The organism is Hymenobacter pini, assembly GCF_020421205.1.
GTDB lineage: Bacteria > Bacteroidota > Bacteroidia > Cytophagales > Hymenobacteraceae > Hymenobacter > Hymenobacter pini.
In genome coordinates this window covers 286,721-301,661 of the sequence record NZ_JAIZZH010000001.1, presented here as the reverse complement: position 1 = coordinate 301,661, position 14,941 = coordinate 286,721, and the positions used below count along the sequence as shown (strand labels likewise).

At 57.3% G+C, this 14,941-nt stretch carries 14 protein-coding genes; 12 read left to right on the top strand and 2 right to left on the bottom strand.

What is annotated here, in order from left to right:
- Positions 1 to 44 precede the first annotated feature (44 nt).
- The 9 genes from LF252_RS01325 to dnaK all read left to right on the top strand — a co-directional run bounded on the left by LF252_RS01325 (position 45) and on the right by dnaK (position 10,540).
- The gene (locus tag LF252_RS01325) at positions 45 to 341 is read left to right on the top strand and encodes a GIY-YIG nuclease family protein (protein ID WP_226266493.1); all 297 of its coding nucleotides are present in this window, start codon (positions 45 to 47) and stop codon (positions 339 to 341) included.
- Positions 342 to 429: 88 nt separating this feature from the next.
- Positions 430 to 1,782, top strand: coding sequence for an aminotransferase class III-fold pyridoxal phosphate-dependent enzyme (locus LF252_RS01320; RefSeq protein ID WP_226266491.1), 1,353 nt, complete (start codon positions 430 to 432; stop codon positions 1,780 to 1,782).
- 138 nt (positions 1,783 to 1,920) lie between these two features.
- Positions 1,921 to 3,297, top strand: a complete 1,377-nt coding sequence (gene hydA, locus LF252_RS01315) for a dihydropyrimidinase (RefSeq protein WP_226266489.1) — start codon at positions 1,921 to 1,923, stop codon at positions 3,295 to 3,297.
- A 91-nt stretch (positions 3,298 to 3,388) separates the two neighbouring features.
- Positions 3,389 to 3,799 (top strand): four helix bundle protein, encoded by a 411-nt coding sequence (locus LF252_RS01310; RefSeq protein ID WP_226266487.1) that lies wholly within the window; start codon positions 3,389 to 3,391, stop codon positions 3,797 to 3,799.
- Positions 3,800 to 3,840: 41 nt separating this feature from the next.
- Positions 3,841 to 4,707 (top strand): nitrilase-related carbon-nitrogen hydrolase, encoded by an 867-nt coding sequence (locus tag LF252_RS01305; protein WP_226266485.1) that lies wholly within the window; start codon positions 3,841 to 3,843, stop codon positions 4,705 to 4,707.
- 133 nt (positions 4,708 to 4,840) lie between these two features.
- The gene (locus tag LF252_RS01300; RefSeq protein ID WP_226266483.1) at positions 4,841 to 6,166 is read left to right on the top strand and encodes an FAD-dependent oxidoreductase; all 1,326 of its coding nucleotides are present in this window, start codon (positions 4,841 to 4,843) and stop codon (positions 6,164 to 6,166) included.
- A gap of 76 nt (positions 6,167 to 6,242) precedes the next feature.
- Positions 6,243 to 7,634: an NAD-dependent dihydropyrimidine dehydrogenase subunit PreA gene (gene preA / locus LF252_RS01295; RefSeq protein WP_226266481.1), complete on the top strand. Its 1,392-nt coding sequence runs from the start codon at positions 6,243 to 6,245 to the stop codon at positions 7,632 to 7,634.
- A gap of 89 nt (positions 7,635 to 7,723) precedes the next feature.
- The gene (locus tag LF252_RS01290; RefSeq protein WP_226266479.1) at positions 7,724 to 8,338 is read left to right on the top strand and encodes an immunity 53 family protein; all 615 of its coding nucleotides are present in this window, start codon (positions 7,724 to 7,726) and stop codon (positions 8,336 to 8,338) included.
- A 258-nt stretch (positions 8,339 to 8,596) separates the two neighbouring features.
- Positions 8,597 to 10,540 carry a molecular chaperone DnaK gene (gene dnaK, locus LF252_RS01285; RefSeq protein WP_226266477.1) on the top strand — a complete coding sequence of 648 codons (1,944 nt, stop codon included), beginning with the start codon at positions 8,597 to 8,599 and terminating at the stop codon, positions 10,538 to 10,540.
- Between the two features lie 74 nt (positions 10,541 to 10,614).
- Here the strand turns inward: dnaK and LF252_RS01280 are convergent, their stop codons facing one another.
- On the bottom strand, positions 10,615 to 11,043 hold the full coding sequence (locus LF252_RS01280; protein WP_226266475.1) for a hypothetical protein: 429 nt from the start codon (positions 11,041 to 11,043) through the stop codon (positions 10,615 to 10,617).
- Between the two features lie 184 nt (positions 11,044 to 11,227).
- Here LF252_RS01280 and LF252_RS01275 point away from each other — a divergent pair, with 184 nt between their 5' ends.
- A complete protein-coding gene (locus LF252_RS01275) occupies positions 11,228 to 12,379 on the top strand; it encodes an FAD-dependent oxidoreductase (RefSeq protein WP_226266473.1) in 1,152 nt (383 codons plus the stop codon).
- A gap of 2 nt (positions 12,380 to 12,381) precedes the next feature.
- On the opposite strand, the gene LF252_RS01270 is transcribed toward LF252_RS01275, so the two are convergent.
- Complete coding sequence (locus tag LF252_RS01270) at positions 12,382 to 13,551, bottom strand: endonuclease/exonuclease/phosphatase family protein (RefSeq protein ID WP_226266471.1); 1,170 nt, start codon at positions 13,549 to 13,551, stop codon at positions 12,382 to 12,384.
- 164 nt (positions 13,552 to 13,715) lie between these two features.
- Between LF252_RS01270 and LF252_RS01265 the strand changes: the two genes are divergently transcribed.
- Together LF252_RS01265 and LF252_RS01260 are read left to right on the top strand one after the other, a co-directional pair.
- Positions 13,716 to 14,342 carry a MarC family protein gene (locus LF252_RS01265; protein ID WP_226266469.1) on the top strand — a complete coding sequence of 209 codons (627 nt, stop codon included), beginning with the start codon at positions 13,716 to 13,718 and terminating at the stop codon, positions 14,340 to 14,342.
- A gap of 7 nt (positions 14,343 to 14,349) precedes the next feature.
- The gene (locus LF252_RS01260) at positions 14,350 to 14,895 is read left to right on the top strand and encodes a hypothetical protein (RefSeq protein ID WP_226266467.1); all 546 of its coding nucleotides are present in this window, start codon (positions 14,350 to 14,352) and stop codon (positions 14,893 to 14,895) included.
- The last annotated feature ends 46 nt before the right edge of the window (positions 14,896 to 14,941 follow it).

Sequence of the window (14,941 nt, the reverse complement as noted above, 5' to 3'; positions counted from 1 at the left end):
CCGAGGCATCTCGCGTGCTGACGTTGCCAAAGTAACTTCACTGCATGAGCTTCTATGTGTACATCCTTACTAATCCGGCACGAACGGTATTGTACACCGGCGTCAACAACAACTTGGAGCGCTGCCTGCACGAGCACAACGAAGGATTAGGAGAAGTCGGAAAATCTACCGGCCACTACCAATGTAATCTGCTGGTGTATTTCGAGGATTACCCAGAAGCAAAGCAAGCAGTTACGCGCGAAAAGCAAATCAAGAACTGGACGCGCAGCAAGAAGGAATATCTGATTAACTTATTCAATCCCAACTGGTCATCTATCGATTTACAGACCTGGAACGGATAAAACACTACTCAACATCAGCACGCGAGATGCCTCGGTCACTGGCTTGATGCGCCACATGCCCGGCATGACGTTCTAAAACCTTCCCCGCATGGAAACCACTTTCGACACCGATAAGCAGCAGATTCTGCAGGATAACCTCGACCACACGCTGTTTTCCTGGTCGAAGCAGGCAGGGCTGAACCCGATTAGCGCCGAACGGGCCGAAGGGGTGCACCTCTGGGACCGGGACGGCAAGCGGTACATCGACTTCTCGTCGCAGCTGATGAACGTGAACATCGGCCACGGCAACCAGAAAGTGACGGAGGCGGTGGCCGCCCAAATGCGGGAGCTGAGCTACGTGTACCCCGGCATGATTACCAAGGCCCGCGGCGACCTGGGCCGCCGCCTGGCTGAAATCACGCCGCCCAATCTCACCAAAGCCTTTTTCACCCTGGGCGGGGCCGAGAGCATCGAAAACGCCGTAAAGCTGGCCCGCATCTACACCGGCCGGCACAAGATTGTGAGTCTGTACCAGTCGTTTCACGGGGCGTCGTACGGGGCCATCAGCGTAGGCGGCGACCCGCGCAAGTTCGCCGTGGACTCCCAGGCCATGCCCGGCACGGTGCACGTGGAGAATCCCTACTTCTACCGCTGCCCCTGGTACAGCTCCACGCCCGAGGATTGCGCCGAGCGGGCCGCCGCCGCTATGGAGCGCATCATTGGCTATGAAAACCCCGGCAGCGTGGCGGCTATTATTCTGGAGGGCGAGTCGGGCACCTCGGGCTGCATCAAGTACCCGCCCGGCTACTGGCAGCGGGTGCGCGAAATCTGCGACAAACACGGTATTCTGCTGATTGCCGACGAGGTCATGTCGGGCTTTGGGCGCACCGGTAAGTGGTTCGGCTCCGACCACCACGGCGTGAAAGTGGACCTGATGTGCATGGCCAAGGGCATTACGGCCGGCTACCTGCCCCTGGGCGCGGTGATGGTGGACGAGCAGATTGCTCACTACTTCGATGAGCGGGCCCTGCCGCTGGGCCTCACCTACTCAGCCCACCCGGTATCCTGTGCTGCCGCCGTGGCCGTGCTGGATATATACGAGGAGGAAAACATGCTGGAAAACGTACAGGAGCTGGGCCACTACCTCGACGCCCGCATCTGCGACCTGATGGGGGAACACCCCAGCATCGGCGACTGGCGCAACACCGGCCTTTTTGGCTGCCTGGAGCTGGTGAAAAATCGGGAAACCAAAGAGCCCATGGCCCCCTGGAATGCCGCCCCCGACCAGATGGCCATCATGAACCAAGTGGCCGCCAAAATCCGGGAGTTGGGCATGTACACCTTCGTGCGCTGGAACTACATTTTCATTGCCCCGCCCCTCAACATCACCCGCGAGGAGCTGGATGAAGGCCTGGCCATCATCAGTGAAGCCCTCAAAATAGCCGACGCCCACACGCACTAGGCCCTATCTGCCCTTATTGCTTGATTTTCAATTCGCCTGCCGACGAGTTCAGCTAGCCTTTTTGCTTTTTCAGCGCGGCTTATCGGGCAACAATTCGTATCTTTTTCTCTTTCAATTCGCTCACGTTCACCTGGTTTGATGGCAACTCTACTGGTAAAAAATGGCCGGGTTATCACGGCTGACTCCGACAGCGTGTGCGACATTCTGATTGAGGGCGAAACCATTGCCGCCATCGGCAAAAACCTGCCCGTGCAGGCCGATGAAATCATTGACGCCACCGGTAAGCTGGTGATGCCCGGCGGCATCGACCCACACGTGCACCTGGACATGCCCTTCATGGGCACGTTCAGCTCTGATACCCACGAAACCGGCACCCGCGCTGCCCTGCATGGGGGCACTACCACCGTCATTGATTTCGTGCTGCAGAAGCAGGGCCACAGCCTCCGCGAAGCCCTCACGGAGTGGCAAGGCCGGGCTACCGGCACTGCCGTGGGCGACTACTCGTTTCACATAGCCGTAACGGACTTCAACCCCAGCACCAAGGAGGAAATCAAGGACATGGTGGCCGAGGGTATTACCTCTTTCAAGACCTTCATGGCCTACAAGGGCGCGCTCATGATTGATGATGCGCAGATGGTGGGGCTGATGCAGGAGGTGAAGAAGCATGGCGGCTTGGTAACGGCCCACGCCACCAACGGCGACATGATTGACACGCTCATTGCCCAGCACCGGGCCGCGGGTAAGCTCACGCCCCGCTACCACTACCTCTCCCAACCCGAAGTAACCGAAGCCGAAGCCTCCGGACGCTTCGCCGATATTGCCAATTACACCGGCGTGAATGCCTACATCGTGCACCTCACCTGTGAGGGGGCCCTCAACCAGGTACGCCGCGCTACGGAGCGCAACCAGCGCGTGTTTGTGGAAACCTGCATTCAGTATCTGGTGCTGGATGCCTCCCTGTACGGGGAGGAAATTGAGGGTGCCAAGTGGGTAATGTCGCCGCCGCTGCGGGAGGAAAAGGACCAGCAGACGCTGTGGGCCGGCATCAACCAGGGTCTGGTGCAGGTGGTGGGCACCGACCATTGCCCCTTTATGTGGGAGCAGAAGCTGATGGGCAAGGATGATTTCTCCAAGATTCCGAACGGGCACCCCGCCATTGAGCACCGCATGGAGCTACTGTTTTCGGAAGGCGTGATGAAAGGCCGCATCAGCCCGCAGAAGTTCGTGGAAGTGACCAGCACCAACGCGGCCAAAATCTTCGGCATGTTCCCGCGCAAAGGCACCATCAGCATCGGGGCCGACGCCGACCTTATCCTCATCGACCCCAGAAAAAAGCACACCATTTCGGCCGAAACCCACCACATGAACGTGGATTACTCCGGCTACGAAGGCTGGGAATTAACCGGCAAAATAGACACGGTATTGCTGCGCGGCCAGGTAGCCGTGGACCACGGCGAAGCCAAAGTAGGCCGCGGCTACGGACAGTTCATCAAGCGAGGGAAAGTAAGTTTCTAGTTGCTGGTTGCTTGTTTCTAGTTAACGAGCAACCAGAAACTGAGGCGCCCCAACTAGAAACAAGCAACCAGAAACCAGCAACTTAAAAAAGATGGCGACGATAACCCGGTTTGAAGAGCTAGCCGCCTGGCAGAAAGCCCGGGAGTTGACGCGCTGGGTGTACGCCTGTACCCGCACCGGAGAATTTGCGCGTGATTTCGGCTTGTGTGACCAGATTCGTCGGGCTGCCGGGTCGGTGATGGACAACATTGCGGAAGGCTTTGACCGGGGTGGACGCGGCGAGTTTGTGCAGTTCCTGGGTGTAGCGAAGGGCTCAGCGGGCGAAGTTCGCTCCCAGCTCTACCGAGCCTTTGATCAGCAATATGTAACTCAAGCAGAGTTCGATGAACTCCGGGAGCTGACAGAGGAAATAGCCCGTCTGATAAAGGGTCTGCTCAAATACCTGAGCACTTCTACCGTGCGCGGAGAGCGGTACCAGCAACCTGCTGTGACGCAGCCCTAAAACTAGAAACCAGAAACAAGCAACCAGAAACTTTAAAAAACATGCCCAGAATTATCAAATCCGGCCTGATTCAGATGAGCTTGCCGATGACGGAAGGCGAAGGCAGCATCGAGGAAATCAAGGAAGCCATGGTGCAGAAGCACATTCCGCTGATTGAGGAAGCCGGCTGCCAAGGGGTGCAGATTCTGTGTCTGCAGGAAATTTTCAACACACCCTACTTCTGTCCCGGCCAGGATAAGGCGTGGTACGCCTCAGCCGAATCGGTGCCCGGCCCCACCACGGAACGTATGGCCGAGTACGCCAAGAGGTATAACATGGTGATGATTGTACCGGTGTACGAGCGGGAGTCGGCGGGCTTCCTGTACAACACCGCCGCCGTTATCGACGCCGATGGTACCTACCTGGGCAAGTACCGCAAAAACCACATTCCCCACACTTCGGGCTTCTGGGAGAAGTTCTTCTTTAAGCCCGGCAACATGGGCTACCCCGTGTTCCAAACCAAGTACGCCAAAGTGGGCGTGTACATCTGCTACGACCGGCACTTCCCCGACGGAGCCCGGGTGCTGGGCCTAAATGGGGCGGAAATCGTGTACAACCCGTCCGCCACCGTAGCCGGCCTCTCGCAGTATCTCTGGAAGCTGGAGCAGCCGGCTCACGCGGCGGCCAACGGCTACTTCATGGGCTGCATCAACCGTGTTGGCGAGGAAAAACCCTGGAACCTGGGCCGCTTCTACGGCACCTCCTATTTCGTGGACCCGCGCGGCCAAATCATTGCCGAAGCCGACGAATACAAGGATGAACTGCTGGTGGCCGAGTTCGACCTGGATATGATTGAGGAAGTGCGCTCCACCTGGCAGTTTTTCCGTGACCGTCGCCCCGAAACCTACGAGAAGCTGGTAGAGCTGTAGGGGTTTCTAGTTGCTGGTTTCTTGTTTCTGGTTGACAAGAAGCTCCGGCCTGCAAGCAGCGGGTTCCTGCTGTTGCTGATGAACCGTGCAACCAACTAGAAACAAGAAACCAGCAACTAGAAATCTTTAAGAAATGGCCGAATACGCTACCCCTACTACCGGGCAGGAGTTTGCTGAGAATTTTGCCCAGCTTAAGCCGCTGATGAGCAACTCGGAGGCGCTGCTGGAAAGCTCCCGCTGCCTGTTCTGCTTTGACGCGCCCTGTATCAAGGCCTGCCCGTCCGGCATTGATATTCCGCTGTTCATCCGGCAAATCAACTCCGGCAACGCCACCGGCGCGGCACGCACCATCTACGAGGCCAACTACTTCGGCAACGCCTGCGGCAAAGTATGCCCCACTGAGGTGCTCTGCGAAGGGTCCTGCGTGTACACGGCCACTGGGGCCAAACCCATCGAAATTGGGCGGCTGCAAAGCCACGCCACGCGCAAGGTCATTGACCAGGGCAAGCCGCTGTTCCGGCCAGGCGCGCCTACTGGGTTTCGGGTGGCAGTAATTGGGGCCGGTCCGGCGGGTATCAGCTGTGCCTGTGAGTTGCGCAAGCTGGGCCACGAGGTGGATGTGTTTGAAGCCAAAAGCCAGCCCTCCGGCCTCACGCTCTACGGCGTGGCTCCCTACAAAATAACCAACGAGGAAACCCTGGCCGAAATGGCCTATCTGGAAGCGCAATTCGGCTTTCGGGTGCACTACAACTATCCTATTCAGAGCCGTGCCGACTTGGAAAAGCTGGAGCAGGAGTATGCTGCTGTTTTTCTGGGTATTGGGTTGGGTAGTACCTCCGTGCTGGGCCTGCCCGGTGAGGAGCGTGACAATTGCGTGGGTGCGGTGGAGTTCATTGAGCAGCTCCGCATCCGGCAGGAGCAAACCGCCGTGGGCCGTAAGGTAGTGGTGCTGGGCGGGGGCAACACGGCCATGGATGCAGCCTCGGAATCGGCACGATTGGGTGCCGAGCGGGTAGTGCTGGCCTACCGCCGCGGTAAGGAGGAAATGGGGGCGTATGAGTTCGAGTACGACCTGGCCAAAGGTGTGGGCGTGCAGGGCTTGTTCAACGTTGCCCCGCTCGAAATCCTGGGCAACGGCAAGGTGGAAGGCGTGAAGTTTGTGCGCACCGCCGTCCTCAACGGCCAGGTACAACCCGTGCCCGGCTCGGAGTTCATAGAGCCCTGCGACATGGTAATTAAAGCCACTGGCCAGGCCAAGCAAACCAGCTTCCTGAGCTTCATTCCGGAATTGCAGCTGGATGGTCGGGGCCGCATCGTCTTCGCCCCTGGCACCTATCAAACTACCAACCCCCGGTATTTCTGTGCCGGTGATGCCGCCAACGGTGGGGCCGAAGTAGTAAACGCTGCCGCCGAAGCCAAAGCCGCCGCCCACGGCATTCATCAGTATTTGATGCACTAGAACGTCATTTCAAGCTCAGCCGCTGAATGACGGATTACAGCCACCCAGAAACCTGCAATTAGAAACGCCCTCCCCCATGCCTGACCTATCCATCAATTTTGCGGGCATCAAGTCGCCCAATCCGTTTTGGCTGGCTTCGGCGCCGCCCACCAACTCAGGGTATCAGGTGATGAAGGCCTTTGATGCCGGCTGGGGCGGAGCCGTGTGGAAAACGCTGGGCGTGCCAGTAGTCAACGTATCGAGCCGCTACGGTAGCGTGAACTACCGGGACAAGCGCATGATGGGCTTCAACAACATCGAGCTGATTTCGGACCGCCCGCTGGCCGACAACCTGCGCGAGATTGAGGAGGTGAAAAAGCGTTTCCCCCACCATGCCGTCATTGCTTCCCTCATGGTGCAGAGCCGGCAGGAGTGGCACGACATTGTGCGCGACGCCGAAAACGCCGGCTCCGACGGTATTGAGCTGAACTTCGGCTGCCCCCACGGCATGTGCGAGCGGGGCATGGGCTCGGCCGTGGGCCAGGAACCGGAGGTGCTGCAAACCATTGTGGAATGGGTGATGGAAGTGGCGCGTATTCCGGTTATCGTGAAGCTCACGCCCAACATCAGTGACATTACCGAGCCTGCCCTGGCCGCGCGCCGGGGAGGAGCCAATGCCATTTCGCTAATCAACACCATCCAGAGCATTGTGGGCGTTGACTTGGACTCCTTCGCCCCCTACCCTATTGTGGATGGGAAGGGCAGCAACGGCGGCTACTGTGGCCCGGCCGTGAAGCCCATTGCCCTGAACATGGTAAAAAACTGTGCCCAGCACCCTGACGTGCGCCTGCCCATTTCCGGCATCGGTGGCATCGAAACCTGGCGCGACGCGGTGGAGCATATTCTGCTGGGAGCATCATCGGTGCAGGTGTGCACGGCGGCCATGCACTACGGCTTCGGCATCATCCGGGAAATGACCAGCGGCCTGGAGCAGTACATGACGGAAAAAGGCTTCCGCACCATTGACGATATGGTAGGCCGCGCCCTGCCCAACGTGAAGCACTGGGAAGACCTCAACCTGAAGTACAAAGTCACGGCCAGCATCAACCCCGATAAGTGCATCGGCTGCCAGCTGTGCTACACCGCCTGCGAGGATGGTGCCCACCAATCCATCCGGTTGCAGGAAGGCACCCGCGTACCGGAAATCATCGACGAGAATTGCGTGGGCTGCAACCTTTGCTCCCTAGTATGCCCCGTGGAGCAGTGCATTACCATGGAGCGCCGCGACGACGGCACCCAGCACCGCACCTGGAAGGAGCGCACCGAAGCCGACGATATTCCCGTCACTTTCAACGACGAACGGGCCGGCGGCCGCCACCACTGGGTACCCGAGCCAGTTGCGGCGCTGGGTAAGGAGCGGGAGAAAACGCTACCCGGTAAGGCGCGGCAGTATGTGTCGGTGGCTGTGAAGATGCCGGTAGAAAAGTAAGATACTTCGGCGTCCCTAAAATTATAGGCTCTGAATCTGCGCAGATTCAGAGCCTATTTGCTTTAAGCTTGCACTTACATTACATAAAAATGGCCGACTTACTTCAACGACTGCAACGCTGGTACATAATCAATTGTGACGGTGACTGGGAACATGAACATGGTATTTCAATCACAAACGTCGGCAATCCAGGCTGGTGGGTAACTATCGATTTGCAGGATACCTGTCTTGCAAAAGCTATCAAGCATAGGGATTCTGCTCACAGTATAAAGCGCTCATCAATAGATTGGCTAATGTGTTATGTAGAAGATCAACAGTTCATTGGCTCTGGAGGACCAAATAACCTATCAGAGATTCTAATCTATTTTTTAGATACGTTCTTGCCAGAAAACATTGACCCCGAATGTACCTATGACGTCCTTCTCCCTTTGTTAGGCTATGAGCATAGAATTTGGTTGAAAGCGGAGGCACGAATGCTATCTGAATCAGTTTTAAAGCTTGTGTCGATTGGTGATAACCAGCAGGAGCAGTTTTATGAAGCAAGTACTGACGCAGATTACAATGCATTCGAGACACTTGTTGGCACCGGTTCGCTCTCTGATCTTCGAGTTGCTTATAACGTAGGTGATACTGTTGAGCCCTACACGCTTGGGTTAGAAGCCAATTCTTTATACACCTTCCTAGTAGCACCCATAAAACGCTAGCCTATAGTTTAGGCTTGAGTACAAGCATACTGTCTTTGACTGTATCGTAAACTGTCCACCTGTCAGGAAATCCCAACGGTAATTTTCCCGTAGAAGTCAGACCGTCCGGAAAGAACTGCGCAGCTTCGCCCAAAATGACAATCTGTCACGAACAGAGGCCGTTTTTCGGGCTGGTACGCGTCTTGTAACTACCCCGGCGTGAGTGCTTCGGCGCTCTTTCCATCTGACACCTCAACACCCTAACGATACTCCTGAACAATGGGAAAAATAATTGGTATTGACCTCGGCACCACCAACTCTTGCGTGGCCGTAATGGAAGGCAACGAGCCGGTGGTGATTCCAAACAGCGAAGGCCGCCGCACGACTCCGTCGATTGTGGCTTTCCTGGACAACGGTAAAGGTGAGCGTAAGGTAGGTGACCCGGCTAAGCGTCAGGCCATTACCAACCCCCACAACACCATCCAGTCGATTAAGCGTTTCATGGGCCGCAACTTCTCGGAAGTGTCCGAAGAAGCCAAGCACGTGGCCTATGCCCTGGGCAGCGGCTCCAACAACACGGTGGGCGTGAAAATCGGTGACCGTACTTACACGCCTCAGGAAATTTCGGCCATGGTTCTGCAGAAGATGAAGCAGACCGCCGAAGACTACCTCGGCCAGCCCGTAACGGAAGCCGTTATTACGGTTCCTGCTTACTTCAACGACGCCCAGCGCCAGGCTACCAAAGAAGCCGGTGCTATTGCCGGCCTCGATGTGAAGCGCATCATCAACGAGCCCACGGCCGCAGCCCTGGCGTACGGCCTCGACAAAGACCACTCGAACCACAAAGTAGCCGTGTATGACCTCGGCGGTGGTACGTTCGATATTTCGATTCTGGAGCTGGACAACGGCGTATTCGAGGTACTGAGCACCAACGGTGACACCCACCTCGGCGGCGACGACTTCGACCAGGTTATCATCAACTTCCTGGCCGACACGTTTGCTTCGGAAAACGAAGGCCTTGACCTGCGTAAGGACGCTATGGCCCTGCAGCGCCTGAAAGAAGCAGCTGAGAAAGCCAAAGTAGAGCTGTCGTCGTCGACGGAAACCGAAATTAACCTGCCCTACATCACCGCTACGGCTTCGGGCCCCAAGCACTTGGTGGTGAAGCTGAGCCGCGCCAAGTTCGAGCAGCTGGCCGATTCGCTGATCCGTCGCTCGATGGAGCCGGTGAAGAAAGCCCTGCAGGACGCTGGCCTGAGCACCTCGGACATCAACGACGTGATTCTGGTAGGTGGTTCGACCCGCATTCCGCGCATCCAGGAAGAGGTTGAGAAGTTCTTCGGCAAGAAGCCTTCGAAAGGCGTTAACCCCGACGAAGTAGTAGCCGTGGGCGCTGCCATCCAGGGCGGTGTATTGACCGGTGAAGTGAAGGACGTACTGCTGCTCGACGTAACCCCGCTGAGCCTCGGTATCGAGACGATGGGCGGCGTGATGACCAAGCTCATCGAAGCCAACACCACCATCCCGACCAAGAAATCGGAAACCTTCTCGACGGCCTCCGACAACCAGCCCAGCGTGGAAATCCACGTGTTGCAGGGTGAGCGGCCGCTGGCTTCGCAGAACCGCACCATCGGTAAGTTCCACCTCGACTCGATTCCGCCCGCACCCCGCGGCGTTCCGCAAATCGAAGTAACCTTCGACATCGACGCCAACGGTATTCTGCACGTGACGGCCAAGGACAAAGGCACCGGCAAAGAGCAGAAAATCCGCATCGAGGCATCCTCGGGCCTGTCGGATGCTGACATTGAGCGCATGCGTCAGGAAGCCCAGGCCAACGCCGAAGCTGACAAAGCGGAGCGGGAGAAAATTGAGAAGGTAAACCAGGCCGACTCGATGATCTTCCAAACTGAGAAGCAGCTGCAGGAGTACGGCGATAAGCTGAGCGGCGGCAACAAAACGGCCGTTGAAACGGCTCTGGCCGACCTCAAGAAAGCCCACGAGAGCAAAGACCTCGGCCAGATTGATACGGCCATGGCCGCCATCAACGCGGCTTGGCAGGCTGCCTCGCAGGAGATGTACGCCCAGAGCGGCCCCGAGGGTCAGCCCGGCGCGGAGGGTGGCAACCCCTTCGGTGGCGGTGCCGGCCAGCCCGGCGGCAACGGCCAGCAAGGCGCCGGCCACGACAACGTGACCGACGTGGACTACGAAGAAGTAGGCAAGTAATTGCCGACTGCCAATAAAAAAGCCCCGCAGCAAGTTGCTGCGGGGCTTTTTTGTTTCCAGCGGTTGCTGCGGTATTACGCCAGTTGCAGGAGCCACTGCCTAGCCAGTTCCTCTTCTTCAAAGAGCCGGTAGACTAACCCAGACTCCCGGGTTTCGCTAATCATCAGGTTCATAGAGAGGCGGGCGAAAACATCGTGGGAGAGCAGCACGGCTACGTGGTACAACGGCGTGCCTACGGGCCGGATATCCAGCCAGTGCTCAGCTATCCAAGCGCGCTCCTCCTCCGTGAAGGCCATCATGTCGCGCTGGTCGTTGAGGATTTTGTACCAATTGCGGGAGACGAGCAACTGGCGGGTATGGGTGAGAAAAGCCTGCATTTCTTCGAAATTGCGCTTGCCTGGTTTGTACTGAACCACCGCGCAATTGGTCGGGTCACCTACTTCTAGCAGACGACCAACCGGGTTTTCGAAATATAGGCGTGTACGTTGCGAGGAAAACGCCATAGAAGGGGGCGAAAAGAATGAAGGAATTTGGTAAGATATAGGTGGCAAAAAGGTCACGTAATTACCAAGAAAACCTCGGATATGACAGCTGAACAATGTATTGTCTAATTTCAACTGCCTGCGTAGTGCCGCCTTGCACTATTAAGTAGACGAGGCCGCTCGAAGACATATTACCACATACCCCATGGCGCATTTTCTGATTATTGGAGCCGGTATCGGCGGGTTGACTACTGCATATGCCCTGCTCCAACAGGGCCATACAGTGCAGGTGCTCGAAGCCGCGCCGGAAATTCGGGAAGTAGGGGCCGGCTTGGTACTGGGTGCTAATGCCATGCGGGCCTTACATGAAGTAGGACTGCATGCCGCCGTACAGGCCCACGGCACGCCCGTAACGCTGCTTTACCTCCTCGACCAACGCGGCCAGGTACTGCAGCGCGTCGATACTACGCCATTTACCCGTGCCGCAGGGTTTGACAACCTAGGAATTCATCGGGCCGCGCTGCAGCGTACGTTGCTGCAACACCTACCACCCGACACGGTGCAAACCGGCACGCCCTTCGAGCGGCTCAGCATGGAGGGAGCACGCGTAAGCGCGCATTTTGCGGATGGCAGCACGGTTTCAGCCGATGCCCTGATTGGGGCCGATGGTATTCGCTCCCGGGTGCGGCAGCAGCTGTGGCCGACAGCGGCACCACGCTACGCAGGCTACACCTGCTGGCGGGCCGTAGTGAATGCCCAACAGCTCAACCTGCCCCCAGGCGAGTCGGTGGAAGTGTGGGGAGATGCCGGGCGGCGGTTCGGGTACGTACCGGTAGGCAACGGACAGGTATACTGGTTTGCCTGCCTGAATAGCCCCCTGCCCCGCAACCCACGGTTCCAGGCCTATTCCCCTATTGATTTGCAGCGCGAGTTTCAGGCGTTACCGCAGCCGGTGCCCCAGCTTCTGGCTCTTACGGAAGCCCACCAATTGCTCTGGAACGATATTCAGGATTTGCCCCCGCTCACTCACTTCGCGCACGGCCGGGTACTGCTGCTCGGTGATGCCGCCCACGCCACCACGCCCAACATGGGCCAGGGTGCCGGCATGGCCGTGGAAGATGCCGCCGTGCTGGCCCACTGCCTCCGCGCCACTCCAAAAGACATACCCGCAGCGTTCCGGGCATTTGAGCAGCGCCGTAGGGCCCGCACGGCCCGGGTGGTGCGCACTTCTTGGCAACTGGGCCGGGTGGGGCAACTGGAAAACTCCTGGCTAACTGGCCTGCGCAACCGGATGATGCAGCTCCTGCCCGATGCTGTGGCCCAGCGACAAATGGCCTGGCTGTACCAGGAGTTGTAGGCTCAGGTAGTCAGTTCCTTTTTTTCGTCGGGGTTGGCGGCCTCTTCGGCTTCCTCCTCATCCTCTTCTTCAAAGCCTTCCCGGATTTTTTCGAGGGCTTCTTCATGGTCGCCGGCATCGGCTTCCTCGCAGTTTTCCTCCTGCTTTTGCTTATCCTGGGGCTCGTAGCTGAGCTTGATGTAGATGGGAAAATGGTCGGAGCCCACGTAAGGCAGGCGCTCCATATCATCTACCTTGAAGTGCGCCGACACAAACACGTGGTCGAGGGGCCAGCGCAGCAGGGCGTAATCGGCGTGGAAAGTGGGCAGCAGGCCCCGGCCCACGCGCGGGTCCATAAGCCCGCTGATACGCCGAAACAGCTCGGACGTGTGCGACCAGGCCACGTCGTTCATGTCGCCGAACACAATGGTGGGCTCGTCGCGCTTGTCAATCTGCTTGCCTACCAGCAGTAGCTCAGCGTCGCGCTTGGTGCTGGTTTTGGACTCGGCTGGTGCTGGCGGCTTGGGGTGCAGGCCGTACACGCGCACCCAGGTGCGGCCGTCGGCCAGCTGTACGCGGGTGTGCAGGCTGGGCACGTCGTCATCAAGCAGGTACTTAATTTCGCAACTTTCCAGCTTTAGCCGGGAAAAGAACAGCAGGCCGTAGGTATTGTCGAGGGGCTCGTGGCAGGTATGGGGGTGCGTTTCTTCCAGCGGCTTAAGCTGCTGATACCACCATTCATCGGTTTCCACGGTCATGATGATATCGGCATCGGCCTGCTGCAGTACCTGCAGGGCTTTGGCCCCTTGCTTGTTGAACTGCAGCACGTTCATCATCACCAGGCTCAGGTGGCGCTTCCCATCCGGTAGCGTACTATCTCCTACTTGCTTGCTTACCAGCCGCGTGTAGGGCACAATGCGGAAAGCCTGGTAGATGACCGTAATGCCCAGTAGTAGCAAGACTCCTACACCATAATACCCCGGCAAATCGGGCCAGCCCAGGGCCAAGCCGGCCAGCATCACGGCCAGGGTAACGCCCACAATCTGCAGGCGGGGAAAATCAAATACCCGAATCCACCACGCCGTTTGGCGCAGCAGCGGCAACACAGTGGCAACCAGTGAGGCCAGGGCCAGCAGAAAGGTGAGGCCGTGCGCCAGGGTAAGCCACCACGGGAGAACAGTAAAGTTGGGCAAGGGTGAAGGGAAAGAAAGGGTGGTGAGAGCAGTACAGAGGGGGTGCTGGGAGGCGTAGCTTCTACGCATGCCTTGCAGCATAGTTCAGACATTAAACATAGCATTTTCTCTGTTTGCTGATTCTTAAAGGCTCGTACCTTTACCTGCCGCCACTTGCCCAGCTTATGGAGATTCTGCTCGCTACGTTTACCACCTTGTTTTCTGTGGTGAACCCCTTCGGGGCCATGCCCGTGTTTTTGACGCTCACGGAGGAAGACAGCCCCGCCGAACGGGCCAACGTGGCCCTGAAAGCCTGTATTTACATGATTGGGGTGCTTACCGTGTCGTTTTTCGCGGGGCAGTACGTGCTCAATTTTTTCGGCATCAACATTCACCATCTGCGCATTGCGGGCGGCATCCTGCTCATGCGTTCCGCCTTCGATTTGCTGACGCCGGGTGGCAACCGGGCCAAGGTATCGGAAGCTACTCTGGAGGAAAGCCGCCACAAGGACGACATCAGCTTCACGCCGCTGGCCATGCCCATGCTTTCGGGCCCCGGATCCATGGCCGTGTGCATCGGCCTGTTCACCGGCAAACTCACCGTGCCCGATATGGGCCTGATTGTGCTGGGTTTCTGCCTAGTAGCCCTGGCCGCCTATATCATCCTGATGTCGTCGTTGCGCCTGACGCGGTTTTTGGGCCGCCCCGGTATGTCGGCCCTGGCGCGCATCATGGGCTTTATCACGCTGGCTATTGGTGTGAATTTCCTGGCCACGGCCATCAAGTCACTGTTTCCGGGGCTGAGCCAGTAGCATTTGTATGTGGGCTCTCATCGTTATCATTCCTGTACTGCTCATCTTGGCTTTCCTAGCCATGTGCTGGGCAGTATATAGATGGCTTCGACGGCGCATCAGTAACTGGGCAGGTATTCTTTTCCTGGCTGGTGTAGGTTTCTGTGTGTCCTACTTGCTCTATATAGAACTTTATCCTCCTGATGAGTTCTACCGAAAAGAATACGAGCAGATAACCCTGCTTCCTTTTCCAGCATCAGGCCACATTCTTCGAAAAGATAGTTCTTACCCAACGCTTCTGGATGGCGACTATGAGTCCTGTGCGCTGGTAGAAATTGGAACCAAGGAATACCTGCGTCTGCAACAGCATCTGGCTCATAATCCACAGTTTTCGCCTGAACCCTGCATCACAGATACAGCATTTGCCTACAGCTTACCTTTTGAAAAGGTGGCGCGCGGTATTTCGTGCGCTCAGTACACTTCTGGTTATGGGCAAAAAGATGGGATTGGCCTCTTCTACGTTGGTTTATTAAATGATAAAAAGTCAGTCGTTACCTACCGAATACGTATTTGATTATTCTAGTCGCTGACAACATATAGCAGAGGCGTATCTTTGCGCC

Coding starts and splice junctions, on each gene's coding strand:
- LF252_RS01280 (WP_226266475.1), bottom strand. CDS start 11,043: ATGGCGTTTTCCTCGCAACGTACACGCCTATATTTCGAAAACCCGGTT.
- LF252_RS01265 (WP_226266469.1), top strand. CDS start 13,716: ATGGAGATTCTGCTCGCTACGTTTACCACCTTGTTTTCTGTGGTGAAC.
- LF252_RS01300 (WP_226266483.1), top strand. CDS start 4,841: ATGGCCGAATACGCTACCCCTACTACCGGGCAGGAGTTTGCTGAGAAT.
- dnaK (WP_226266477.1), top strand. CDS start 8,597: ATGGGAAAAATAATTGGTATTGACCTCGGCACCACCAACTCTTGCGTG.
- LF252_RS01260 (WP_226266467.1), top strand. CDS start 14,350: ATGTGGGCTCTCATCGTTATCATTCCTGTACTGCTCATCTTGGCTTTC.
- LF252_RS01325 (WP_226266493.1), top strand. CDS start 45: ATGAGCTTCTATGTGTACATCCTTACTAATCCGGCACGAACGGTATTG.
- preA (WP_226266481.1), top strand. CDS start 6,243: ATGCCTGACCTATCCATCAATTTTGCGGGCATCAAGTCGCCCAATCCG.
- LF252_RS01275 (WP_226266473.1), top strand. CDS start 11,228: ATGGCGCATTTTCTGATTATTGGAGCCGGTATCGGCGGGTTGACTACT.
- LF252_RS01290 (WP_226266479.1), top strand. CDS start 7,724: ATGGCCGACTTACTTCAACGACTGCAACGCTGGTACATAATCAATTGT.
- LF252_RS01310 (WP_226266487.1), top strand. CDS start 3,389: ATGGCGACGATAACCCGGTTTGAAGAGCTAGCCGCCTGGCAGAAAGCC.
- hydA (WP_226266489.1), top strand. CDS start 1,921: ATGGCAACTCTACTGGTAAAAAATGGCCGGGTTATCACGGCTGACTCC.
- LF252_RS01305 (WP_226266485.1), top strand. CDS start 3,841: ATGCCCAGAATTATCAAATCCGGCCTGATTCAGATGAGCTTGCCGATG.
- LF252_RS01320 (WP_226266491.1), top strand. CDS start 430: ATGGAAACCACTTTCGACACCGATAAGCAGCAGATTCTGCAGGATAAC.